Source organism: Paraburkholderia sp. GAS448 (assembly GCF_050435685.1).
In the GTDB taxonomy this organism is placed as follows: Bacteria; Pseudomonadota; Gammaproteobacteria; order Burkholderiales; family Burkholderiaceae; genus Paraburkholderia.
Map to the genome: position 1 here is coordinate 136187 of NZ_JBNDKT010000001.1, position 24981 is coordinate 161167.

The following is a 24981-nucleotide window of genomic DNA, read 5'->3' on the forward strand; positions in this document are numbered from 1 at the left end:
TCGCGCCCCTTATGCCTTCTCGACCTTCACCAGGAACGACTTGAATTCCGGTGTCTGTGAATTGCCGTCGCCCACCACCGGCGTCAGCGTGTTCGCGAGATACCCCGGCTTTGTCAGCCCCTTGAAGCCCCAGTGCAGCGGAATGCCGACCGTTTGCACCTTCTTCCCGTCGATCATCAACGGCTTGATGCGCTTCGTCACCACGGCCACGGCGACGATGTGTCCACGATTCGACGACACTTTCACGCGGTCGCCCGCCACCACACCGACCTCCTTCGCCAGGTCCTCGCCGATCTCGACGAACTGCTGCGGCTGGATGATCGCGTTCAGATGCGCGTGCTTCGTCCAGAAGTGGAAATGCTCAGTCAGACGATAGGTCGTCGCCGTATGCGGGAATTCCGGCGCCTTGCCGAATGCCGCGCGGTCGTCCGGGAACACGCGTGCGGCCGGATTGCTGGTCGCCTGCGCATTCTGCGGATGCAGCGGGTTATAGCCGAGCGGATTCTCGAACGGCTCGTAGTGCTCGGGGAACGGACCTTCGTTCATGCCGTCGCGGGCGAAGAAACGCGCCACGCCTTCCGGATTCATGATGAACGGTCCCATGCCGTTTTCGGGCGGCTCGTCGGCCTTGAAGTCAGGAATGTCCGGGCCTGTCCATGCCGTGCCGTTCCACGCGATCAGCTTGCGCGACGGGTCGAACGGCTTGCCGCTGGGGTCGCAAGACGCGCGGTTGTACAGGATTCGCCGGTTCGCCGGCCACGCCCACGCCCAGCCCAACGTCTGACCGATCCCGGTCGGGTCGGAATTGTCGCGACGTCCCATCTGGTTGCCAGCCTGCGTCCACGCGCCACAGAAAATCCAGCAGCCGCTCGACGTCGTGCCATCGTCCTTAAGCTGCGCGAAGCCGGACAGCTGTTCGCCCTTTTTCAACAGCACCTTCGTCGGGTCTTTGGCATCCGTCAGGTCCGCGAGCGCCTTGCCGTTGAACTCCATCGCCAGCTCTTCCGGCGTCGGGCTTTCCGGGTTGGCATACGGCCAGGACAGGTTGACGATCGGGTCAGGATACTTGCCGCCCTGCTCCCTGTACGCCTTGCGCATGCGCAGGAACAGGCCCGACATGATTTCCAGGTCACTCCTCGCCTCACCCGGGCCCTGTCCGCCCTGCCAGTGCCATTGCAGCACGCGGCTGGAACTCACGAGCGAACCGCGTTCTTCCGCGAAGCAGGTGGTCGGCAGACGGAACACTTCAGTCTGGATCTTCGACGAATCGACGTCGTTGAACTCGCCGTGGTTCTTCCAGAACTCCGAAGTTTCGGTGGCGAGCGGATCCATGATCACGAGCCACTTCAGCTTGCCGAGCGCCGCCGTGCTCTTGGCCTTGTTCGGCGCAGCCGCGAGCGGGTTGAAGCCCTGCGCGATGTACCCGTTCATCTTGCCCTGGTTCATCAGCTCGAGCGTCTGCAACAGATCGTACGGCTTGTCGAGCTTGGGCAGATAGTCGAAGCCCCAGTTGTTCTCCGCGGTCGCCGCATCGCCCCACCACGACTTCATGAAACTCACATGAAACGCGCGGTAGTTCTTCCAGTAGCTCAACTGGTTCGGACGCATCTGCTGCGGCGCGCGCTTCTTGATGTACTCGTCGAAGTCCTGTTCGACTTCGTTCGGCAGCGTCATGTAGCCGGGCAGCAGGTTCGACATCAGGCCGAGATCCGTCAGGCCCTGGATATTCGAGTGACCGCGCAGCGCATTCATGCCGCCGCCCGCAGTGCCGATGTTGCCGAGCAGCAGCTGCACCATCGCGCCCGTGCGGATCATCTGCGCGCCGACCGAATGATGGGTCCAGCCGAGCGCGTACAGGATCGTTGCCGCCCTGCCAGGCACGGCCGTGGTCGCGAGCGTTTCGCAGACCTTGAGGAACTTCTCTTTCGGCGTGCCGCAGATCTTCTCGACCATCTCGGGCGTGTAGCGCGAGTAGTGCTGCTTCATCAGGTTGTAGACGCAACGCGGATCCTGCAGCGTCGGATCGACTTTCACGAAGCCGTCGTCGCCGCGTTCGTAGTCCCACGTCGATTTGTCCGGATACTGACGCTTCTGCGCGTCATAGCCGGAAAAGATGCCGTCGTTGAACGCGAAATCCTCACGGACGATGAACGGGAAGTCCGTGTAGTTCTTCACATACTCGTGCTGGATCTTGTCGTTCGTCAGCAGGTAATTGATGATCCCGCCAAGGAAAGCAATGTCCGTCCCGGTGCGAATCGGCGCGTAGAAGTCAGCGACAGATGCAGTGCGCGTAAAGCGCGGATCGACCACCATCAGGCGCGCCTTGCGATGTGCCTTCGCTTCGGTGACCCATTTGAAACCGCATGGGTGAGCCTCGGCTGCATTGCCGCCCATGACCAGAATGACGTCCGCATTCTTGATGTCGACCCAATGGTTCGTCATCGCTCCACGGCCAAACGTCGGGGCAAGACCTGCCACCGTCGGGCCGTGTCAGACACGCGCCTGGTTGTCGAATGCGAGCATGCCCATACTGCGGGCCGTTTTGTGCGTCAGATAACCGACTTCATTGCTGCCCGCCGACGCGGCCAGCATGCCTGTCGTCAGCCAGCGGTTGACCTTCTTGCCGTCTTCGGTGGTTTCGACGAAGTTCGCGTCGCGGTCTTCCTTCATCAGTTTGGCGATGCGGTCGAGCGCGTCTTCCCAGGAGATGCGCTCCCACTTGTCCGAACCGGCCGCCCGGTATTCCGGATGCGTGAGACGGCTCTCACTGTGAATGAAATCAATGAGGCTCGCGCCCTTCGGACATAGCGTGCCGCGATTGACCGGGTGATCCGGGTCGCCTTCGATATGGATGATGCTGGTGATGGCGTTCTTCGCGCCGTCGCCCAGACCGTACATCAAAACGCCGCAGCCGACGGAACAGTACGGACAGGTATTGCGTGTTTCAGTTGTACGCGCCAGTTTGTATTGCCGGACTTCGGCGAGTGCGACGTCCGGCGAGTAGCCCATCAAGGCTAGACTCGATCCGGCCAGCGTAGTCGCCGTGACCTTGAGGAACTGACGCCGGGACATCTGGAGCATGGTCGCCCTCGGCTTGTTTGTTGTGGGGGTACTGAAAAGTATAAGTCGATTAATGCGCAATCGCAGTGCAAAGCGCACAGTTTCTCCGACTGCGAATCCCCTACTCTCTGATTTATTGCGGCGCGCAACGGGACGCGGGGCAACGCCTTGTGCCTTGTTATAGTACGAGGGATAGGGTTTGCGCAAAGTCTACGAAGGTTAAGGCTCGCCGGCGTAGCGCCCACGGCCGCCGCGTTCACTGCATTGATCCAGTCAGGAACAGCACGCATGGACACGCTTTCCACCGACAAGCTTCAGACCGCCGCACGCAAGCAGGCCTCATGGGCGGTCGGCGCTTTCAGGCAGTTCGCGGAAAACCGTTGCGCGGCGATGGCGGCAGGCATCGCTTTCTACGCCGCGTTTTCGCTGGCACCGACGCTTGTCATGGTGATTGCAGTCGCAGGCTGGTTCTTCGGCGCCGATGCAGCGCGCGGCGAACTGTTTCGCGAGGTTCACGGTGTACTCGGCGACGACGCAGCCGCCGGCGTGCAAACCATCGTTCAGAACGCGCACCACAGCGGCAGCGCGGGAGGCATCGCCGCGATCATCTCGTTTGTGCTGCTCGCCATTGGTGCCTCGGCGACGTTCTCGTCGCTCAACAGCGCACTCAATATAGTCTGGCCCTTCTCGGGACCTCGCACGTCGAGCGTGCTCGCGCTTGTGCGGGTGCGGCTCATCTCGTTCGGTCTTGTGCTGGGGGTTGCGTTTCTGCTGATCGTCTCGCTGGTGCTCGATGCGGCGATCACGTTCGTCGGCAGATGGCTGCTCGGCGACTCACCCTATCTCATGATCGGCAATCTTCTTCAGCTGGCCGTCGGCCTCTTCGTGCTGGCCGTGGCGTTCGCCGCATTGCTCAAGTTCCTCCCTGACGCGCCGGTGCAGTGGCGGGATGCGCTGGTGGGGGGCTTCGTCTCGGCGCTGCTGTTCTCCGCAGGCAAAAAGCTGTTCGCGCTGTATCTCGCGCACGCTGGCATGGCGAACTCGTTCGGCGCAGCCGGCTCGCTCGCCGTGCTGCTGATGTGGCTCTATTTTTCGGCGCTGGTGTTGCTGCTCGGTGCGGAATTTTCGGCGGCCCGCGGGCGACTGCACGATCCGCGCGGCCCGTGGGGTATGCAGGAAGAGGTGTTGCCTGGCAGCCGGGCCATGCTTGCTTCGGCGATCGCGGCGTCGACGGTTTCGGTCAACCGCTCAAAAAGCGCCGCGTCGACTAATGGCGCTGACGCTGCGCCCGTCAATCCGGAACCGGCGTCTGGCGGGTCGCAGCCGTCCCCGCCTGTCCTGATCAGCCTCGTCGGCTCGCTGGCGCGTGCGGAAAAGCAGGCCACGCGCGCCGCTGCCGCTACGTTCGTTCAGGCCGCACGTACGGCCGCCGACGCCGACCGTTACGTCAGGCGGCATCCGTGGGGCTCGATGCTGATCGCGGCTGGCGCAGCTTTCGTCGTCACGACGGTGGCGGGGCGCCGGGGTACCGAAAACCCTACCCCGGCGAACGGCGCAGCCGACGACGGTCGCCAATCTTCGTAGCAGTCACGATCTGCGGAAAAAGTCCAGTCCGCAGTGCTTTATCTGTGCCCTTTCGGTGTTTACATGACCGCTGCAATCATCGCGCGGAATATACAAGTTCATTACACCCTACTTTCATCGTATCAATCTGTTTTTGCCGTTTCCATACGATCACTCTCATTGAAACAATAATATTGCAGCGCCAAGCATTCACTATTGCCAAATCAGCAATAGCGACGCGCACGGCGTATTTATGCGGTTTCCGGCCAGGTGTCACATTTTCGAGACAGTGAATTTTTTTCAGTTCTTACGTTTAGTCACCCTGAGCTATTCTCCAATCGCAACTACGAAAACCAATCATTTGCGTGGAGAAATGATGAAACGAATCGCGCTGTCTACCCTCTCGCTGGCACTGCTGGGCACTGCAGGTGTTGCCCATGCTCAAAGCAGCGTCACGCTGTACGGCCTGATCGATGAATCGATCCAGTACGTGAACAACGCCACGCCCACTGGCGGCCACGTCTTTCAACTGTTCAGCGGCAACCTGCAAGGCAGCCGCTTCGGCCTGAAGGGCACGGAAGATCTGGGTGGCGGTCTGAAGGCCATTTTCCAGTTGGAAAACGGCTTTAACGTGAACAACGGCAAGATGGGCACCTACGGCTTCAACGGCCAAAGCCTGCTGTTCGGTCGCCAGGCCTATGTTGGCTTGACGCACGATGCCTACGGTACGTTCACGGCTGGTCGTCAGTATGACCCGCTCGTCGACATGGTTCAGCCGCTGACCGGCGACAACTACTTCGGCAGCACGTTCGCAACGCCGGGCGACGTCGACAACAACGACAACAGCTCGCGTACGAGCAGCTCTCTCAAGTACGTGTCGCCGGTGTTCTCAGGCTTCCAGTTCGAGGGCATGTACGCACTGGGCGGTGTTGCAGGCGCAGTGGGTTCGGGCCAGACGTGGGGTGCTGCGGCAACGTGGGCGGCGGGTGGGCTCGGCGTCGCTGGTGGCTACGTCTCGATGCACAACCTCAACTCGCCGGTGCTGCGCACGGGCTGGAGCAGCACGTCGGATGGCATGTTCGACTCAGCCTTCCCGACCTTCGCAGGCATCAACGCCGCCTACGCTACTGCGTCGAGAATCGGCATCGCTTCGGTGGCTGTTCAGTACGTTACCGGTCCGTGGACGGGTAATCTGAGCTACAGCAACGCGCAGTACTACCATGACGGAAGTTCGACCTTCGGTCAGACCCAGAAGTACGAAGTCGGCCGCGCCTATTTGGGCTATCAGATCACGCCGGCAGCGCTGCTGGGTATTGGCTACGCCTACACGAAGGGACACGGCGACTCGTCCGCGACGTATAACCAGGTGTCGCTGGGTGGCGATTACTCGATCTCGAAGCGCACGGACTTCTACCTGGTTGGCGCCTGGCAGCATGCAAGCGGCGAACAGCGCGACCCGACCACGGGCCTCCTCGTTTCCTCTACGGCTTCGATCGGTTCGTACGGCAACCAGTCGAGCACCGACAACCAGGTCATGGTCAGCCTCGGTATCCGTCACAAGTTCTAACCAGAGCTTGATGTCGAGTTGAAGCAAACGTAGTAAGAAGCCAGCCAGAGGCATCCGCCGATGGCTGGCTTTTTTGTTTCCGGCGACGAGGCTGCATGCGGTATCGCTGAATAGCAAAAGTGGCTCGATGAACGCGCGGGTGCTGGTGCTTAGTGCTGCGCCTTGTGCCTGTCCGCCTGGGCAAGCGTCTGTGCAGGCTGGTGATCCGGCTGCCCATGCGCGCCATCGGCGCCGTTGTGCTGCACCACGGGTGCGTGGCCACGCTGGCGCAGCGGCACATCGCCCGAGTTCTCCCACGCCGGATCGGGAATCGAACTGAACACGCGGCGCAATTGATCGCCCCAGGTGCGATGAATCATCTGGTAGTACGCGTTGTCCTGATCGACCGAGACGAAACGGGTCACATGCAATGCATCCTTTTCATAGACCAGCAGGTCGAGCGGCAAGCCCACCGACAGGTTCGAGCGCAGCGTCGAGTCCATCGAGATCAGCGCGCATTTGGCGGCTTCGTCGAGCGGTGTCGCAGGCGTCAGTACGCGGTCGATGATCGGCTTGCCGTACTTCGATTCACCAATCTGGAAATAGGGGCTCACGCTCGACGCTTCGATGAAATTGCCCGCCGAGTAGATCATGAAGAGACGCGGCATCGTTGCCGCCCCCCCAACCGCAGCGATCTGACCGCCCAGGATGAAGCTGCAGTTGAAGTCGACGCCGAATTCCTGCAACGCCTGGGCCTCGCGCTGATAGACCTGGCGCACCGCCTCGCCGACCACTCGGGCCGCCTCGGCAACCGTCGCGACCGTCCACAGCGTCGGCCTGGCGGAGTCGGCGGGCTCAGTGAGCGCATGCAGCACCGCCTGGGTCAGCGATAGATTGCCCGCGCCAAGCAGCACGAGCACGCGCTCGCCGGGCTGTTCGAACACGGACATCTTGCGCGCCGTGCTGATGTGATCGACGCCCGCGTTGGTGCGCGTATCCGACAGGAACACGAGGCCTTCATCCACGCACATCGCCACGCAGTAAGTCATGTTTGCAAAATCCAGAAAACGACCGAACGCCGCTATTGTAATGCGCCGAGGCCGTGTCCTTGACGCTTCCTGCGTGATATCGGCTGCGTGGCGAGCTTTGTGAAGGGCGGATGCTCCTGGTGGAGCCTTGATAGGCCTCCCTGAGCCTGTTCGGGCCGGGTCGGGCCTGTTCGGGCTCGGTCGTCGGGTCTGTCGCTGGAGCCCGACCAGAACCTGGATTGAGCCTGAACCCGGCTCATTGCGGAGTCTGTGCGCTGACGGTCACCGACACGTTCAGCTTCTCCTCCCTGCCACCGATCCTGCGGCCGCGTACCGGCGCCGCCGCCTCGTAATCGCGGGCCACCGCGAGCCGGCAGTAGATCTCGCTGGCGAACGCGGCGTGCGTCACGTCGACCGACGTCCAGCCCACCCCCTCGAGCCACACGTCGACCCATGCATGGCTTGCGCCGTGCGGCACATCGCCGGGCTCAATGTAGCCACTTACATAGCGCGCCGGCACGCCGCGCGCGCGGCAACAGGCAAGCATCAGATGCGCGTGGTCCTGGCAGACGCCCTTGCCGAGCGCGAGCGCCTGCGCGGCGGTACTGGTCACCTCGGTCACGCCGGACTGGAACTCCACACGCTCAATGATTCTCTCCGACAGCGCGATCAACGAAGCCGGCGACGTGAGCGCAGGCACCGAACGCGCCAGTTCGCACACAGCGGCATCGGCGTCGGTCAACGGCGTCGAACACGTGAAATGCTCGAGCGGAACCGGGCCGGGACCATCGGACAACAGGCCGTCGATGAGCGGAAACGTGTCGATTTCCCCCGATACGCGCAAACGGATCTCGCTGTGCGGCTTGTTCAGCACGAGTGTGTGCAACACGTTGCCGTAGGCATCGAAAGCAGCATCGAGCTTGCCGGGCGCCTCGATACTCCAGCGGCGCACTACCTGCGATGCCCCGCTCGCGGGCGTCAGGCGCAGCTGCTGGATCGAGTAATGGACCGTCTCTTCGTAGCGGTAGGAGGTGTCGTGGCGAATCGTCAAATACATAAAACCTCCATCAGGCGACTGGCAGCATCAGATAGGTACGCGCAACCAGTCCGCCGAGTTCGAACACGCGGGCGAGAAACTGCGTCAGATACGCATGCAGGCCTGCCTCGAAGATCTGCCGGATATCGGAATACACCAGCTCCGCGCGCAGCTTGCCGGCAAAACGCTCGCACTGATTCGATCCCGACGTGCGCAGCATCGCGAGATTCGCGCACACGCCTTCGAGCGAGGCCAGCAGCGAACGCGGCATCTGCGGATTCAGGATCATCAGTTCGACCACCCGCGCTGGCGTGACGACGTCGCGATAGACCTTGCGGTAGATTTCGAGCGCCGACACCGAACTCAGGATCGACGTCCAGTAATAGAAATCCTCGAGCTGACGCGCGGCATCGCGTGAATTTGGCTCGACGTCGGCAAAGCGCACATCGAGAATCCGCGCGGTGTTGTCCGCCCGCTCGAGAAACGTGCCGAGTTGCGTGAAGAAGAACGCATCGTCCTGCAAGGCGGTGCCGAGCGTCACGCCGCGCGACAGATGCGAGCGGAACTTGACCCACTCGAAGAGCGCCACCGGATGTGCAGTGAGTTGCCCCGAGGCCGTGCGCTCCGTGAATTCGAGCCACGTGTCGTTGATCGTTTCCCACCATTCGGTGGTCAGCGTGCCGCGTACGGCGCGGGCGTTTTCACGCGCCGCCTGCAGACACGAATAGATGCTCGACGGGTTGCCGGCATCCGCAACCATGAAGTGGAGCACGTGCTCGCGGGTCGGTTCGTCGTAGCGCTGCGCGAAAGCGCCTTCGAGTTCGGAAATGCGCAGCACCGAACGCTGCGCTCGCGCCTCCTGTTCGGCCGTCTGCGGCAACAGCAGGGCTTTCAGGTTGATGTCGAGCATGCGCGCGGTGTTCTCGGCGCGCTCCATGTAACGGGCCATCCAGAAGAGGTGGTCGGCAGTGCGGCTTAGCATGACGGCTTTCCGTTGTTGATGAGCGCAGGGCGCGGACGGCCTGCGCTGGTTACCGGTTTCTCGCCGGCGATGCGTTTCGCCGGCTTGCCTCGTTCGTTGCGAATGCAACCCTGTCAGTCGGTCATCCAGGTGTCTTTGGTCCCGCCTCCCTGCGACGAATTGACCACGAGCGAGCCCTCCTGCAGCGCCACGCGCGTGAGACCGCCCGCCACCATCGTCACGGTCTTGCCCGACAGCACGAAGGGCCGCAGATCGATATGGCGAGGCGCAATGCCCGACTCGACGAAAGTCGGGCAAGCCGACAGCGCGAGCGTAGGCTGCGCGATGTAACCGGCCGGCCGTGCGATGAGCCGCTCGCGGAACGCCTCGATTTCAGCTGTCGTCGCTGCCGGCCCAACCAGCATCCCGTATCCGCCCGCGCCATGCACTTCCTTCACGACGAGTTCGGGCAAATTCGCGAGCGTGTACGCAAGGTCGTCGGGCTTGCGGCACTGGAAGGTCGGCACGTTGTTCAGGATCGGCTTTTCGCCGAGGTAGAACTCGATCATCTCGGGTACATACGGATAGATCGATTTATCGTCGGCGATGCCGGTGCCCATCGCGTTTGCCAGCGCGACACGGCCTGCCCGGTAAGCGGTGAGCAGACCCGGCACGCCCAGCGCCGAGTCGCTGCGAAATGCGAGCGGGTCGAGAAAATCGTCATCGACGCGGCGGTAGATCACGTCGACGCGCCTCGGTCCCTGCGTCGTGCGCATGAAGACGTAGTTGTCGTCGACGAACAGATCCTTGCCTTCGACCAGTTCGACGCCCATCTGCTGCGCGAGGAAGGTGTGTTCGAAATACGCCGAGTTGTACATGCCGGGCGTGAGGACAACGACAATCGGGTCGTCGACGCCTTCCGGGGCCACCGAGCGCAACGTGTCGAGCAGCAGGTCGGGATAGTGCGCAACCGGCGCGACACGGTTCTGCACGAACAACTCAGGAAACAGCCGCATCATCATCTTGCGGTTTTCGAGCATGTAGGAGACGCCCGAGGGCACGCGCAAATTGTCTTCCAGCACGTAGAACTGTCCGTCGTCACCCGCGCGTACCACATCGACGCCCGCAATGTGCGCATAGACGCCAAGCGGCACGTTGACGCCCTGCATCTCCGGCCGGTACTGCGCGTTCGTGTAGACCTGGGCCGCGGGCACGATGCCGGCCTTGACGATGTTGCGGTCGTGATAGACGTCGTGAATGAACAGGTTGAGCGCCTGCACGCGCTGGCGCAGACCCGCTTCGAGCGTCTGCCACTCGCTACGCGGAATGATGCGCGGAATGAGGTCAAACGGGATCAGCCGCTCGGTTCCGGACAGGTCGCCGTTAACCGCGAACGTAATCCCCACCCGCCGGAACAGCAGATCTGCTTCGGCACGCTTGCGGGCGATCGCATCGCCGCCCTGTTGTACAAGCCAACGCTCGAACCGTGCATAGTGCGGCCGCACGGCCTCGTCGTGATGACGCATCTCGTCATAGCATCGCATGTCACGCCCCGCTCTTTTTGTCGGATAGAAGGCGAATGCGCTGCGCATTCGGTGTTCGACAACGGTCTAGCTTCAAGCAAGCGTTATGCCATTCTCTTCCCTGCGCAAACTGACGTCGAATGCACCTGAACAGCGCATCCGGCAGGCACGACGACGACATCATCCTACCGCTGGCGCGACCAATGCGCTACTCCGGTGCACCTGCGCCTGCCAGAGTGCTCGCCCGGGATCTGCTGCGAGGCAAAGCCGGCGCGGCGGCGGAGAACCTGCGGGCGAAAAAAATCCCCGCGGGCTCGAGTCCGCGGGGATCCCTATACTGCCAGGCTGGCGCGACCGTCGCCAGAAAGCGGCGGTCACGAACGCTACGATCGTAACGATCAGCCTGCTGCTGCGTCCTTCAGCTTCTTCAGCGCACGTGCCTTGATGCGCACGCTGGCCGGCTTGGCCGGGAACCAGCGCTCTTCACCCGTGAACGGGTCTTTGCCGAAGCGCTTCTTCTTCGCCGGAACAGCTTGTGCAACGATCTTCAGAATACCGGACAGCGTAAATTCGCCAGCGCCCTTCTTGTGCACTGCGCCGAGGATCGTGTCTTCGAGCGCGGCCAGGACGGCCTTGGCGGACTTCAGTTCGACGGAAGCGCGATCAGCGATGTGCGCAGCCAGCGAGGCCTTCGTGAAGGTGTCCTTGATCGGCGACGGTGCGCCGGACGCCTTCACGGCGACCTTCTTAGCTACTGCTGCTTTCTTAGCAGGCACTTTCTTCGCTGCAACTTTCTTGGCCGGTACAGTGGCAGCCTTCTTGGCCACCTTTTTTGCGGAAGTCGGCATGTTTCTCCTACCTGTTGTGGTCAGTGAATGCACGAAGCACACGCGGTATGCGAGCACTTCAAGGCCGGATTCTACAAGCGCTCAGGCATTTCGCGCGAATCTTTTGTGTATAAGAGCGCAGGTTTGTTGCGCGGAGCTGACTGTCTAACACGTTTTGATACCTGTTTTAGCGGGTCAAACGCATTTTGACTGCTGTCTGCTGCTTCGTTCCAGTGTCTGCTGCGCTGCTGTTTGCGCTGCTCTCGAAACGCCTGATTCGCAACATCGGCCTGACACGGGCGACGCAAATCCGCCTATACGTCGATGCCAAAAGCGGACGGCGTGCTCTTTCGCAAGTACTGGAAAACCCGTGGATTACGGGAGATTTCGCGTTGCCCTAGGTAGCGCCGCCCCCCTGCTACGCCACTGGCAGCGTTAATGCGCTAGCTGCGGCATCAGTCGGGCGAGCATCGTCAACGCCTTGTCGATCTGTTCGACACCGATGCCGCCATAGCCGAAGATCAAGCCGGGCTGCGGCCGCACACGCACATGAAAAGGCGTGAGGCCATATAGACCGATCGATGCGCGGCCTGCAGCCTCGATGACCGCGGCTTCCGTCAACGGCGCCTTGAGCCGCGCGGCAAGATGAATCCCGGCAGTGGGCACGATGGGCTCGAACCATTCTCCGAGCCCTTTTTGCAGATGCGAAATGAGCATCGCGCGGCGGCCTGCGTAGTGCTTGTGCATGCGCCGCAGGTGCTTCGCGAAGTCGCCATTGAGCATGAAGTTCGCGAGTGCGGTCTGCGTGAGCGTGCAGCCATGCCAGTCGCCGACCTGGCGAGCGCGATAGAGCGGCCCCATCAGCGATGCCGGCGGCACCACGTATCCCACCCGTAACTCGGGAAAAATCGTCTTGGAGAAGGTGCCGACGTACGCAACGAGCCCCGCACGATCGAGGCTTTTCAGCGGCTCCATCGGTCGCCCCTCGAAGCGGTATTCGCAATCGTAGTCGTCTTCGATGATGACCGCGCCGCGTTGCTGCGCCCATTCGAGCAGCTCGACGCGGCGCTCCAGACTCATCGGCATGCCGAGCGGAAACTGGTGCGATGGCGTGACGTAGACGATCCGCGCGTTCTTCGGCAGTTTGCTCACGATGAGACCTTGCCCGTCGACCGGCACCGGCACGACCTTCGCGCCGAGCGCCGCAAAGCACGCTCGCGCAGGTGGATAGCCGGGATCCTCGATCGCGGCGACGTCGCCTGGCTGGAGCATCACGCGCGCGATCAGATCGAGTGCCTGCTGTGCACCCTGTGTCACGAGCAGGTCGTCCCAGTTGCTCGTGACCGCCCGGCTAAACGCGAGATAACGCGAGATCGCGAGACGCAGTTCCTGCTCGCCGGCGGCATCATGATAGACGCCACGGCCACGCGCCTGCGCGCGCAGCGCCTGATTCACACAGGTACGCCAGACATCGAACGGAAACAACGACTTGTCCGTCATGCCGCCAACAAAATCGAAGGTCGCGCGCGCGTCGGGCCGCGGCAACGTAATCGATTTCGCGACTTCGTCCCAGACCGGACGTGCCTTCGCCCGCGCGGTGGCTTTCGCCGCTTCGGCCGCCTTCGCATGCGCGGATTTTTCGCCAGGCAAGCGTTGCAGTCCTTCTGCGACATAGGTGCCCGCGCCGGCCCGCGCCAGTAGAAACCCTTCGGAAAGCAGGCGCTCGAACACATCGAGCGTCGTCTTGCGCGAAACGGCGAGTTGCGTTGCCAGATCGCGGGTGGAAGGCAGTTGCACCCCGCCGGCCAGACGCCCTTCGACAATGCCCGCCCTGAGCTGCCGGTAGATCTGTCCGGCAAGGTCGTGCCGCCCTTCGATCGTGATGTGAATGTCCATCCGGCTGGTTACCTGAAAGATTCTGGAAATGGCTAATTCTGCTGACCACTGCAGACTTCAAGGTTACCTCCGTCGTCCCGCTTCGAGGGCGATTCATACAACCGCTGTTCTTCACTGAGCGTGAACGCACCGCGCGGGAGTGTGCTGAAGCTGTGACGCTCGTCGGAGAAACGCATGTGACGGATCACGTGTGGGAAGCGTCGCGATCATCGGGTGGAACCGGATTGCGGCGTCGTTCCGCAAGATGCCGGCGTAAACTCGCGGCATGCAGATGAACCGGCGGATCGAGCGTCAATGGCGCTCAGCGCATAGCCGGTTGCATTGTATCGATCGACCCGTCCAGCAGCGTGAGTCAATCGATGCCTTCAGTTGAGGCCCAGGCTTCCCGCGCCTGGCGGGCCTCGTAGGCTTTCAGATGGCTGTAGGCGACGCGCAGCAGCGAAATCTGCCTTTCATGCTGTGCTTCGCCTCCGCGCTGGATCAGATCGCCGAGAATGTGGTCCGCTTCCGTGCGCGAGCGGTTCTCGACGTCGCGCAACATCGACGCCGTCATTGTCGAGCCCTCCGCGAACAGCGTACCGCTCACCCGCGCAACAAAATCCTCGCCCAGCGCATAGCCGTTATGCGCGGCGACCGCACGGCATTCCGACAGCAAGCCTTCAATCACGCGCTTGCCGTCCGGCGCCACAAGAATATCGCCGACGGATGCGCGATACAGGCACGTGCTGGCCGCCAGCGTCGCAAGGAACACCCACTTTGCCCACATCTGCTGAAGAATGTCGTCGCTGGCCGTCACGTCGAAACCGGCGCCTTGCATGATTGCGTCGATCGCCTGCGCGCGGTCAGTCAATCCACTGGCGAGTTCGCCGAAGGTCAATGCATGCAGGTCGTTCAGATGCACGATCTCGCGCTCGCGATTGAGCGTTGCCGCAATCACGCACTGACCGCCCAGCACGCGCGACGCTCCGAATTTCTCCGTCAGCACGTCGATGTGCCGCATGCCGTTCAGGAGCGGCAGAATGGCAGTCGACGGCCCGACGAACGGGGCGAATGATTCGATCGCGTCGTCGAGGCTGTAGGCCTTGCAACTCAGGATCACGAGGTCGAACGGTTGACTGGCGTCGCCGGCCTGCACGGTTTTTACGTCGCGCAGCAGCAGGTCGCCACGCGGGCTCCTGATCACGAGACCCGCACGCTTCAGTTCTTCCGCGCGTTGCGCGCGCACGAGAAACGTCACGTCACGGCCAGCCGCAGCAAGACGTCCGCCGAAGTATCCGCCTACCGCACCTGCCCCTACCACCAGAATTCGCATCGTATCTCCCTCAGATAATCAATTGACTCGCCGCGCACGGACGCGCTGCTGCGTTCATCCCTGTCTACGCGGAATGTAGCAAAGATTCTTCATACGCATCCGCGGCCGGATCCTTTCGAACCCGGCCGCAGAAGCGCAACGCGTTCGCCTGCGGTCAGACCATCTCGAGCGCCAGTGCGATGCCCTGGCCGCCGCCGATACACAGCGTGACGATACCGCGCCGCAGTCCATCGCGTCGCATCGAGTGGATGAGCCGCGTGGTCAATACAGCGCCTGTCGCCCCGATCGGATGACCGTGAGCAATCGCGCCGCCTTCGACGTTGATGATGTCCTCCGCCAGCCCAAGCTTCTGCGCGACGGCAATCGGCACTGCGGCGAACGCTTCGTTGATTTCAACCCGTTCGACATCCGCGAGCTTCCAGCCGGCGCGTTCGAGCGCCATATGCACGGCGGGCACCGGTCCAAGACCGAACATGCCCGGCTCGACTGCCGCGACGCCGAACGCCACCAGCCGGGCGAACGGTTCGATGCCACGGGCCTCGGCAAAGCCGCGCTCTGCCACGACCATGGCAGCCGCACCACTGTTCAGGCCCGGCGCATTGCCGGCCGTGATGGTGCCGTCGCGGCGAAATGCCGGGCGGAGTTTGGCGAGCGTTTCGACTGTGGTATCGGCGCGGGGCTGCTCGTCCCGGGCGAAGCGCACCGGTTCCTTGCGTCCTGCGACTTCAACGGCGACCAGTTCCGCGTCGAAGAGGCCACGCTCCTGCGCCGCGGCAAAGCGCTGCTGCGAACGCGCAGCCCAGCGGTCCTGCGCCTCGCGCGTGATGGACAACTGCGTGACCAGGTCTTCCGTGTGCCAGCCCGAGTGCTCATTCGAGAACGCATCGACGAGCCCGTCGCGCAGCATGCTGTCGTACACCTCGGCGTTGCCCATCCGGTAGCCCCAGCGGCCGCCCGGGAGCAGATAGGGCGCGCGCTCCATGCTTTCCATGCCGCCTGCAATGGCCGCGTTGCCCAGCCCGAGCCAGATCTCCTGCGCTGCGGAAGCGATCGCCTGCGCGCCGGACCCGCACACGCGGTTGACGGTCAGCGCGGGCACCGCCACCGGCACGCCGCCACCGATCGCAGCCTGGCGTGCCGGGTTCATCCGGTTGCCCGCCTGAACCACGTTACCCATCACGACCGACGCCAGTTCCTTCGCGTCGAGGCCGCTGCGCTGCAACGTCTCCCGCACCGCAGCGGCGCCAAGATCCGTTGCGGGAACATCCTTGAGCGAGCCGCCAAAGGCGCCGATCGGCGTTCTCACGGGGTTACAGATCACTACATCTCGCGTATTCATCGTCATCTCTCTTTGGTTGAGGTAAAACGCACTGACTGATGCCTCGCTTGCCCGAGGCTGGCTTTCGTGTTCCGTTGGGCTCAGTTCGCCTTTGCGGGCGCAGGCGTCGCCGCCACGCTCGCCACCGCCGACGTATCCTGCGCATCCCACCCGCCGCCGAGCGAGCGATACAGCGCCACTGCCGCGAGCGCGCGTTCGCGCTTCGCCTGGTTCAGCGATTCCGCGTCCTGCAGATAGGCCTCCTGCGCCGCGAGGACATCCAGGAAGCTCGCTGCGCCGCCCTTGTACAGTTCACTGGAGAGCCGCAGCGCCTGGCTTGATGCGTCGAGTGCGCCGCCGAGCCGGTCGACCTGCTCGCCGCTTGTCACCAGATCGCTGCGCGTATCCTCGATTTCCTTGAGCGCCTGCAGCATCGTTTGATGCAGACCGAGTTGCGATTCGCGCATCTGGCTCTCGCTCCTGTCGATGCCTGCGGTGATACGGCCCGCGTTGAAGATCGGGCTCGTCGCGTTCAGCGCCGCGCTAAAGAGGTTGTCGGTCAGGGTCGGCAGGCCGAGGTACGACGAGGCAAGCAGCCCGTTCGTCAGGTTCAGGCGGAACTTGGGGTAACGCTCCGCCTTCGCTTCGCCCACTTCCGCGGCGCGCTGTTCGACGCCGGCATAAGCGGTGCGAACGTCGGGCCGGCGCAGCAACGCCTCTGACGGCACCGTCTGCGGCACGCTTTGCGCGGGCACCGGAATGTCGCGTGCGTCGGCCAGCAGCAGCGAATCGACGCTCTCCGGCGTGCGGCCCGAATACACCGCAATCAGGCTCAACTGATGCTGGATCGTCGACTGCACGCGCGGAATCTGCGCCTGCAGATCGGACAGCTGGTTTTGCGCCCGGGCGACGTCAAGCTGCGTCGAGAGCCCGTAGTGCAGGCGCTCCTGGGTCAGGCGCAGCGCACGCGCCCGGATCTGCTCGTTGTCCTTGACGATCTGCATTTGCGACTGCGCCCAGCGCAGATCGATATACGCGGCCGCCGTATTGGCGGCGAGCGCAAGCCGCAGTTCGTTCAATGCTTCCTTGCTGCCGCTTACCTGGGCCTGCGCCGCAAGCAACGCCAGCCGCTCGCCGCCGAACACGTCGGGTGTCCAGCTTGCCGCGAGACCAATGCCGGCCTGCCGCACGTAGCCGAGCGGCGGCGGGGTGTTTTGCCGCGTGTCCGACGCCGTCGCCGTCGCATCCAGTTCCGGCAGCAGATCCGCGTGACGCTGCTTCGCCAGGTCCTGCGCCTGCTTGACGCGCTCGGCCGCGGCCTTAACGTCGAGGTTGTCGTCCAGCACCGATGTCACGAGCTGATGCATCACCGGGTCGCCGAAGTCCTTCCACCACGCGTCGGTGGCCACGGCCGCCTCGGGAGCCGCGACGCTCCACGCGTCCGGCGCGACAGTTTGCACGGTCTCGTGAAGGTCGGCGTGGGTTGCAGGCTGGACCGCGCAGGCGGCGAGAGTCAGCGCCGCGATGCCTGCGAGGATCTTTGCAAGGGTCGATTTCATGTCGGGGCTCTCAGTGAGCGTCAGGGGGCGGTGCGGTGTTGCCGAACGGGCGCGAGAAAGCCACGCTTGCGAGGCCAACGACAAAGCAGAGCGCCACAGCGAGAAAGGCATCGGAGAAGGTCAGCACGAGCGCTTCGCGCATCAGGAGCGAATGCAGCACGTAGAGGCCGGCGCTCGCCGAGTCGAGCGCATCGCCGCCGATTGCGGCCAGATGCGCCGCCTGCTGATGAAGCAGCGATTCGACGACGGGCCGCCCCGCCGTGACGTGTTCGTCGAGGCGCTCGAAGTGCAGGTTCAGCCGGTCGTTGAGCATCGTGCTGGCGACGGCGATGCCAATCGCGCCGCCGAGATTTCGCATCAGGTTGAAAAGCCCGCTTGCGGAGCGGAGCCGCGAAGGCGGCAGGGACCCGAGCGCCATCGTGACGATCGGCGGAATGCAGAACTGTTGCCCGATACCGCGCAGCGCCTGCGGGATCAGCAGTTCACGCCAGCCCCACTGGCTCGTCAACGGCACGTACAGGTAGAGACCGACACCAAAGCAAACGAGGCCGAATATCATCAGCAGGCGCATGTCGATCACGCGCGCCAGCAGCGAATACGCGACGAGTGCAATCAACTGGAAGCAACCGACCGAGAGCAGCGCAAGACCAATCTGCAACGAGTCGAAGCCACGCACACGCGCCAGAAACACCGGGGTCAGAAACACCGCGCAGAAAATGCCCACGCCGGTAATGAACGACAACAGGCTGCCAATGCCAAAGTTGCGGATCGCCAGGGCCCGGAGATCGACAATCGGTTCCTTCGCCGTGAAGGCGTGCACGATGAACAGAAAGCCGCAGATCGCGGAAATCCACGTGCACAGAACAATGACGTCATCGCCGAACCAGTTCTTGCGGGGGCCTTCTTCGAGCACATATTCGAGGCAACCGAGAAAGCCGGACATCAGCAAAATGCCCAGATAGTCGCCCTTTTTAAGCAGCGAGAGATCGGCTTCATCGATGTGCACGAACTTCGGCACGAGCACGGTGACGAAGATGCCCGGCACGACGTTCAGATAGAACAGCCATTGCCACGACCATTGCGAGGTGATCCAGCCGCCGATCACCGGGCCGATCGTCGGCGCGAGCGATGCCAGAGCGCCGATCGTCGTGGAAGCGATCAGCCGCTGCTTGCCGGGGAACAGCACGAACGCGGTCGTGAAGACGGTGGGGATCATCGCGGCGCCGAGCGCGCCTTGCAGGCCGCGAAACACGATCATGGAGTTGATATCCCACGCCATGCCGCACAGCATGCTCGTCACCGTGAAGCCGAACGCGGAGGCGGTGAAGAGCCAGCGCGTCGAAAACACACGCGTGAGCCAGCCGGACATCGGGATCACCAGAATCTCGGCGATCAGATATGAAGTCTGCACCCAGGACAACTCGTCCTGGCTGGCCGACAGACCGCCGCCGATGTCCCTCAGTGACGACGCAACGATCTGGATGTCGAGCGTCGCCATGAAGAAGCCGAGGCACATCAGCGCGAAGGCGAAGACTTTGGCGCGCGTCGGCTGGTCGGCGGGATTGGCCGGGAGAGCGGCAGAAGCGGAGTTCATGGAGAAGGCGTTGGTGCGGTTCATGATCGGATCGCCTGCTCGCTCGTCAGGCCTGACCAGCCAGGTGCACCTTCACCGTCGCCGACAGGCCGGGCCGCAGCACGCCTTCCATTTCCTTCGACACATTCAGGTGGACGCGCACCGGCACGCGCTGCACGATCTTGGTGAAGTTGCCGGTTGCGTTTTCTGCGGGCAGCACGCTGAAGGTCGCACCGGTTGCGGGAGCCAGGCTTTCAACCACGCCGTGAATCCTGCCGCTGGAGGCGTCGAGATCGACATCGACCGTGTCGCCGACGCGCATCTTCTTTAGCTGGTCTTCCTTGAAGTTGGCATCGATCCACAGGCCGCTCGACGGCACGACCGTCAGCAGCGAGACGCCTACATTCGCCAGCAGGCCGACGCGTGCCGTGCGGTTGCCGACATAGCCGTCGATCGGCGAGCGGATGGTCGTGTACTCGACGTTCAGTGCGGCGACGCGCTGTGCCGCCTCGGCCGTCGCCACGCGGGCCTCGGCATCGCCGATCTGCGCGTCGAGCACGACCAGTTGCCGCTGCGCCGCGGTGAACGCGGCGTTGCTGCGATCCACTGCGGCACGTGCCTTGAGCAGGTCGGCGTCCGCACGTTCGACCACCTGGTTCGACACGGCGTCGTCCTTCACCAGTTCGCGATAGCGTGCCTGGTCCGAGGCGCTGCGCGTCAGTTCCGCGCCCGACGCGCGAACTTCAGCGGACTGCTCGTTGATGGTCGCGAGTTGCAGCGATTTCTTCGCCTGCAACTCGGTGACTGCCGCCTTCGCGCCTGCCACTTCGGCATTGGCCTGAGCGAGACGCGCATCGTAGTCGCGCGCATCCAGCCGGATCAGGACCTGATTGACGTGCACGTGTTCGTTGTCTTTCACCAGCACGTCCGTCACGAAGCCGCTCACCCTCGGCGACATGACGGTCACGTCCCCACCGATGTACGCGTCATCGGTCGTCTCCACGAAGCGGCCAACGATGAACCAGTACGACCCCGCGGCGACGAGCGCCACCAGCACAGCGATGACAGCAAGCAGCATCCACGGGATGCGGCGCGCTGCACGCGCGCTGCCAACGGTGCCGGCGGGGGCGCTGGCGGGGGCGAGAGTCGACGGGGTAGTGGACATGTTGATATGTGCGTACGCACTCCGTTGCTTTGAAAAATGGCGCACTGATCTGCGCCGGACATTTCCCGCTTCGTGCGGGCTTCGAATCTATTCCTGCGTCAACGCAAACAGCTCCCGGCGCAGCGCTGCTGCGCGCGCGAGGCCGAAGCGCTGCTCGAATTCATCCTGCGCTGCATACCAATGCTGCCGTGCCGCGAGAATCCGCTCTTCGCCGTCTTTCGTCAGACCCAGAAGCAGGGCGCGCTGCTCCGGTTCGAGCGACTCGGTGAATACCAGCCCGTCGCGCCGCAACGGCTGGATCGCCCTGACCAGCGACGTGCGCTGCAACACCATCTCGTCGGCCAGTTGCTTCATCGTCAGCCGGCCCGCACGCCTGATCCTTCCCATGATCGAAAACTGCGTGATCGTCAGGCCCACGTTCGCGAGGTGCCGGTCGTACAGCTGCGATACGTGGCGCGCAGCCTGGCGGATGGCAAAACAGTCGTCTTCAGGTGCAAAGGGCATGTTCGTTAGCCGGTTAATAAGTGCGTATGCACACATTAAATCGTCGCAAAGTCGCCAAAGTGCTACGCACCCGGCTCGCTATTCGGTGATATCAAACAGTTCTGAACGCAGCGCCTTGGCGCGTGCCCGGCCGAATTTCTCTTCGAACTCGTCCTGCGCCGCGCGCCACGCGACGGAAGCCTGATCGAAGGTTTTTTCGCCGCTTTTCGACAGACTGAACTCAAAGGTCCGTCCGTCATGCTCCGCCGATTCGGTCTCGACGAGCCCGTCGCGTTGCAGCGGCTTCATTGCGCGGACCAGCGTGGTGCGATCCATGACCATGGCGTCGGCGAGGTCCAACATCGTCAGCTTTGGCGTACGGGCCAGTTTCGCCAGAATCGTAAACTGCGCCGCCGTCAGACCGACCTGCCCCAAATGGCGCTCGTAGATCTGCGTCACGTGACGCGCCGCCTGCCGCAGCGCGAAACAGTTGCATTCGTCGTAGGAGATGGGTCGGTTCATGAGAGACAGTATATGTGTGCATACGCACTCGGTCAAGTACTCCGTACACGCGCGATCGTCCCTCACGACGGGCACCCTACCGGCGCCGAGGCCGGATTCGCGTCAGCGCGCTAGAGCGGGATCACGCTGACGCCGACCTCTACGCGATGCGCGCCGCCGCCAAGAATCATCCCGCGCAGCAGCGACACGTCGCTGTAGTCGCGCCCGGTGGCGAGCGTGATGTGGTCCATATCGGCGAGGACGTCGTTGGTCGGGTCGAGGTCGATCCAGCCGCTACCCGGGCAATACACCGACACCCACGCATGCGACGCATCCGCGCCGATCAGACGCGGCTGTCCCGGCGGCGGATCGTTGCGCAGATAGCCGCTCACATAGCGCGCCGGCAGCCCGAGCGAGCGCAGGCAGCCGATCATCACCTGTGCAAAGTCCTGGCAGACGCCGCCCTTCAACTCGAATGCGCGCTCGGCCGGCGTATCGAACATCGTGGCCGACGGCCTGTAATCGAAGTCCGCGTGTACGCGATGCATCAGATCGACCGCGCCGACTGCGATTGGCGTGCCTGGCGGAAAACTTGGCAGCGCATAGGCGCGCAATCCGGGTAGCAGCACGATATTCGGCGACGCGAAGCAGAACTCCGTCTCCGGCCGAAACTGCCCGCCGACGCTAAAGCGCAATTCGTCGGCCACGACATCCCATGCGGGCGTCGATTCCGGATCGAGCGTGGCCCAGCGCGGTGTCAGTTGCACGGTCGTTTCGCTGACCAGTTGCAGGCGTTCGTGCGGCGTGTCGAGCGCGAAATACAGCACGTCGTTGCCAAACGCATCGATGCGGCTATGCAGATACGACGGTGTCGGCTCGATCCGCTCGGCGTGGTTCACCACCCGCTGCCACTCGCACGCAAGAGGCCGGATCGTCGCCAGATGCTGGGCGGTTTCGACGAAGGTCGAATAGTGATAGGTCGTCCGGTGCAGCACCGACAACACGGTATGCCCAGCCGTCATGACGACACCCGCGATGCCAGCGTATTCGCGTGGCTGAAATAACGGGCGCTGATCTCGTTGGCCGCGACCGCCACGAACGTATTGAGGTCGTTGCACAGGTCGATCAGTTCGAGATAGTCGCCGTTCGCGTCCGTGGAGCACAGATGCTCGAGCGTCGGCAGGGTATCAACCGGCCGCATCAACGCGACGAATGTCTTGTGCCGCGAGTTGCCGGCCGCAACCGTGATCTCGTCGAGCTTCTTGCACAGGCGTTCGTATACGCCGTACAAGCCGCGAGGATTGGTCGGCTCGACCACCAGCAGATCGAGCAGCGCGGGCAATTCAAAGCGCCCCGGATAAAGCGAGCGGTAAGTCAGCGTGCTGTCGAAGAGTTGCAGCAGCAGATCGAAGCCTTCGGGTGTCGCCAGTTGCCTGCCCTCGGCGACGATGCGCAGGGTTGTCGTCATCGCCGAGATACGTTCGATGTGGCGCCCGACGAAGAGCAGCCGCCACGCCTCATCGCGCGTCATCCGGTCGCCCTGCGCCCCGCTGATCGCCGAAAGCTGCGTCGACAGATGTTCAAGCGCGTTCATCAGCGTCACGCGGTCGTAGCGGTCGCGGCGCCCCTCCTGCAAGGAGGTGAACGCGGTAGAAGGCGTCAACGTGGTCAGCGCGTCGCGGAAATCGTTGCGCGCCGCCACGATGGTGCGCCAGTGATCGCTCGACAGCCGGCCACGAATCTCACCGCTCGCACGCGCCTGCGCGGCGAGATTCTGGCCGATGCTGGCCGCGCCGGTATGCTCGTTGAGGTTCGCCACGAGCGTGCGTTCGAAAGCCTGCGGCGAGCGTTCGGGCAGCATGTCGACCGCCGGAACGAGGCCGCTTTGCAGCGCCAGTTCGACGAGCGTCGAAAACATCACATCGGCATCGTTGTTTTCCAGCGAACCGAGTATCAGGCGCAAAAGCCGCACATTGTTTTCCGCGCGTTCGCCGTAGCGCCCCGACCAGAACAGGTTTTCTGCCGCGCGGCTCGATACCGTCCGATGTTTGCGGCCAAGATCGCCGGGTTTGATCGGCGAAGGCAGCAGCGAGAAGGTCGAGAATGGCTGGCTCGACAACACCCATGTATCGACGCTGCTGCCGCCGAACTGCATCGACACGGTGGACTGCCGCTCGGCGGCAAGTCGCGTGAAACCGCCGGGCATCACATGCCACGCGCCGTTGAAGTCGGCAATCGCGAACACCCGCAGCACCGACGGGCGCCCGCCGATCCTGCCCTCTTCGTAGCGCGGCGTGCAGGAGTAGGGAAGCGGCTGCTGGATCGTGAACGCGTCGGGTGTCGTTTCGATGCGCTCGCGCCACGCGTCGAGCCGCTGCGGACCGATCGCCACACCGGGCGCGCCATCGCGCTGTGCGTCGGGCCACGTGGGAATCAGAAAGGCGCTTTCCTGTTGCGCGAACGCATGGGCGCGCGCGGCATCTTCGCCGCACCACCACGTTGGCACGCCGGGCAACACCAGTTCTTCGTTCAGCAGCGCGTCGGCAATGCCCGGCAAGAAGCCATGCAATGCAGGCGATTCAGCGAAACCAGAGCCCGGCACATTCGACACCACCACGTTGCCCGCCCGCATCACCTGTAGCAGCCCCGGAATGCCAATCGTAGAGTCAGCCCGCAGTTCGACCGGATCGCAGAACGCATCGTCGAGCCGGCGCAGGACGACATGCACACGCTCCAGACCGCCGAGCGTCTTCAGATACAGCATGTCGTTGCGCACCGTCAGGTCCTTGCCTTCGACCAGCGTCACGCCCAGATAGCGCGCGAGAAAGGTGTGCTCGAAATAGGTTTCGCTGTACGGCCCCGGCGTCAGCAACGCGATATGCGGCGACCCGTCTTCGCCTTCAGGCATCGTGGCGCGGGCCAGATGCGCAAGCGTTCCCACCAGTTTCGAAAACGACGGCGCGAGGCGGGACACGCGCATCTCGCGGAATGGCTCGGGGAAAAGGCCCGACACGATCACACGGTTCTCAAGCGCGTAGCCGAGTCCCGACGGTGCTTCGGTGCGATGCGACATGACCGTCCAACTGCCATTGTCGGCCTTCGCCAGATCGATTGCCACGAATTGCAGATACTGGCCGCCCGGCGGCGTGTAGCCCTTTACCGGACGCAGATAGCCGGGATGGCCGAACACCAGCGCCGGCGGCAACAGGCCTCGCTGCAGCAACGTCTGCGGGCCGTAGATATCGGCGACGATCGCGTTCAGCAGATGCGCGCGCTGCGTCACACCACGTTCGATTTCCGCCCACTCGTCCTCGTCGATCAGGAACGGCAGCAGATCGAGCGCCCACGCGCGCGATTCGCCCTTATCTGCGTAGACGTTGTAGCTGATGTCGTTATCGCGGATCTGCTGCGCGACCGACGCCACATCGTGATCGAGACCCGCAATGCCGTCTTCGCCCATCAGTTCGAAAAACCGCCGCCACGGCTCGCGCAACGCGCCGTCCGGGTCGCGCAACTCGTCCCAGTGGCCCTCGCGCGCAGGCAGGGCGCGCAGCACCGCTAGCGCGTCGGCGAGGCCTGCGGTCGGCTCGAAGGGAAAAGTCGATTGAAAGGCCAAGGTCGTATGAAGTT

The 24981-nt window shown here is 63.2% G+C and carries 18 protein-coding genes; 2 read left to right on the forward strand and 16 right to left on the reverse strand.

The window, feature by feature from the left end; genetic code table 11:
- Positions 1-9: 9 nt before the first annotated feature.
- Positions 10-3081 (reverse strand): formate dehydrogenase-N subunit alpha, encoded by a 3072-nt coding sequence (fdnG, locus tag P3T23_RS00650; RefSeq protein ID WP_429314269.1) that lies wholly within the window; start codon positions 3079-3081, stop codon positions 10-12.
- 267 nt (positions 3082-3348) lie between these two features.
- Between fdnG and P3T23_RS00655 the strand changes: the two genes are divergently transcribed.
- Together P3T23_RS00655 and P3T23_RS00660 are read left to right on the forward strand one after the other, a co-directional pair.
- Complete coding sequence (locus P3T23_RS00655; RefSeq protein ID WP_429314270.1) at positions 3349-4644, forward strand: YhjD/YihY/BrkB family envelope integrity protein; 1296 nt, start codon at positions 3349-3351, stop codon at positions 4642-4644.
- A gap of 355 nt (positions 4645-4999) precedes the next feature.
- The gene (locus P3T23_RS00660) at positions 5000-6190 is read left to right on the forward strand and encodes a porin (RefSeq protein ID WP_429314271.1); all 1191 of its coding nucleotides are present in this window, start codon (positions 5000-5002) and stop codon (positions 6188-6190) included.
- Positions 6191-6339: 149 nt separating this feature from the next.
- Here the strand turns inward: P3T23_RS00660 and P3T23_RS00665 are convergent, their stop codons facing one another.
- The 15 genes from P3T23_RS00665 to P3T23_RS00735 all read right to left on the reverse strand — a co-directional run bounded on the left by P3T23_RS00665 (position 6340) and on the right by P3T23_RS00735 (position 24967).
- Positions 6340-7218, reverse strand: a complete 879-nt coding sequence (locus tag P3T23_RS00665) for a peptidase (protein ID WP_429314272.1) — start codon at positions 7216-7218, stop codon at positions 6340-6342.
- A gap of 235 nt (positions 7219-7453) precedes the next feature.
- The gene (locus P3T23_RS00670) at positions 7454-8254 is read right to left on the reverse strand and encodes a transglutaminase family protein (RefSeq protein WP_429314273.1); all 801 of its coding nucleotides are present in this window, start codon (positions 8252-8254) and stop codon (positions 7454-7456) included.
- A 10-nt stretch (positions 8255-8264) separates the two neighbouring features.
- Complete coding sequence (locus tag P3T23_RS00675) at positions 8265-9215, reverse strand: alpha-E domain-containing protein (protein ID WP_133665384.1); 951 nt, start codon at positions 9213-9215, stop codon at positions 8265-8267.
- Positions 9216-9328: 113 nt separating this feature from the next.
- A complete protein-coding gene (locus P3T23_RS00680) occupies positions 9329-10738 on the reverse strand; it encodes a circularly permuted type 2 ATP-grasp protein (RefSeq protein WP_429314819.1) in 1410 nt (469 codons plus the stop codon).
- A 377-nt stretch (positions 10739-11115) separates the two neighbouring features.
- Complete coding sequence (locus P3T23_RS00685) at positions 11116-11565, reverse strand: HU family DNA-binding protein (protein WP_133665386.1); 450 nt, start codon at positions 11563-11565, stop codon at positions 11116-11118.
- A 414-nt stretch (positions 11566-11979) separates the two neighbouring features.
- Positions 11980-13440 carry a PLP-dependent aminotransferase family protein gene (locus P3T23_RS00690; protein WP_429314274.1) on the reverse strand — a complete coding sequence of 487 codons (1461 nt, stop codon included), beginning with the start codon at positions 13438-13440 and terminating at the stop codon, positions 11980-11982.
- 352 nt (positions 13441-13792) lie between these two features.
- The gene (gene panE, locus P3T23_RS00695) at positions 13793-14752 is read right to left on the reverse strand and encodes a 2-dehydropantoate 2-reductase (protein WP_429314275.1); all 960 of its coding nucleotides are present in this window, start codon (positions 14750-14752) and stop codon (positions 13793-13795) included.
- 154 nt (positions 14753-14906) lie between these two features.
- Positions 14907-16091 carry a thiolase family protein gene (locus P3T23_RS00700; protein WP_429314276.1) on the reverse strand — a complete coding sequence of 395 codons (1185 nt, stop codon included), beginning with the start codon at positions 16089-16091 and terminating at the stop codon, positions 14907-14909.
- 80 nt (positions 16092-16171) lie between these two features.
- A complete protein-coding gene (locus P3T23_RS00705; RefSeq protein ID WP_429314277.1) occupies positions 16172-17629 on the reverse strand; it encodes an efflux transporter outer membrane subunit in 1458 nt (485 codons plus the stop codon).
- A gap of 10 nt (positions 17630-17639) precedes the next feature.
- A complete protein-coding gene (locus P3T23_RS00710; RefSeq protein WP_429314820.1) occupies positions 17640-19223 on the reverse strand; it encodes a DHA2 family efflux MFS transporter permease subunit in 1584 nt (527 codons plus the stop codon).
- 46 nt (positions 19224-19269) lie between these two features.
- A complete protein-coding gene (locus tag P3T23_RS00715) occupies positions 19270-20367 on the reverse strand; it encodes an HlyD family secretion protein (protein ID WP_429314278.1) in 1098 nt (365 codons plus the stop codon).
- An 87-nt stretch (positions 20368-20454) separates the two neighbouring features.
- Positions 20455-20871: a MarR family winged helix-turn-helix transcriptional regulator gene (locus P3T23_RS00720; protein ID WP_429314279.1), complete on the reverse strand. Its 417-nt coding sequence runs from the start codon at positions 20869-20871 to the stop codon at positions 20455-20457.
- 78 nt (positions 20872-20949) lie between these two features.
- Complete coding sequence (locus tag P3T23_RS00725) at positions 20950-21372, reverse strand: MarR family winged helix-turn-helix transcriptional regulator (protein ID WP_429314821.1); 423 nt, start codon at positions 21370-21372, stop codon at positions 20950-20952.
- Between the two features lie 110 nt (positions 21373-21482).
- Positions 21483-22373, reverse strand: coding sequence for a transglutaminase family protein (locus P3T23_RS00730; protein ID WP_429314280.1), 891 nt, complete (start codon positions 22371-22373; stop codon positions 21483-21485).
- On the reverse strand, positions 22370-24967 hold the full coding sequence (locus P3T23_RS00735) for a circularly permuted type 2 ATP-grasp protein (protein ID WP_429314281.1): 2598 nt from the start codon (positions 24965-24967) through the stop codon (positions 22370-22372). Before P3T23_RS00735 ends, P3T23_RS00730 begins: the two co-directional genes overlap by 4 nt.
- Between the last annotated feature and the right edge of the window lie 14 nt (positions 24968-24981).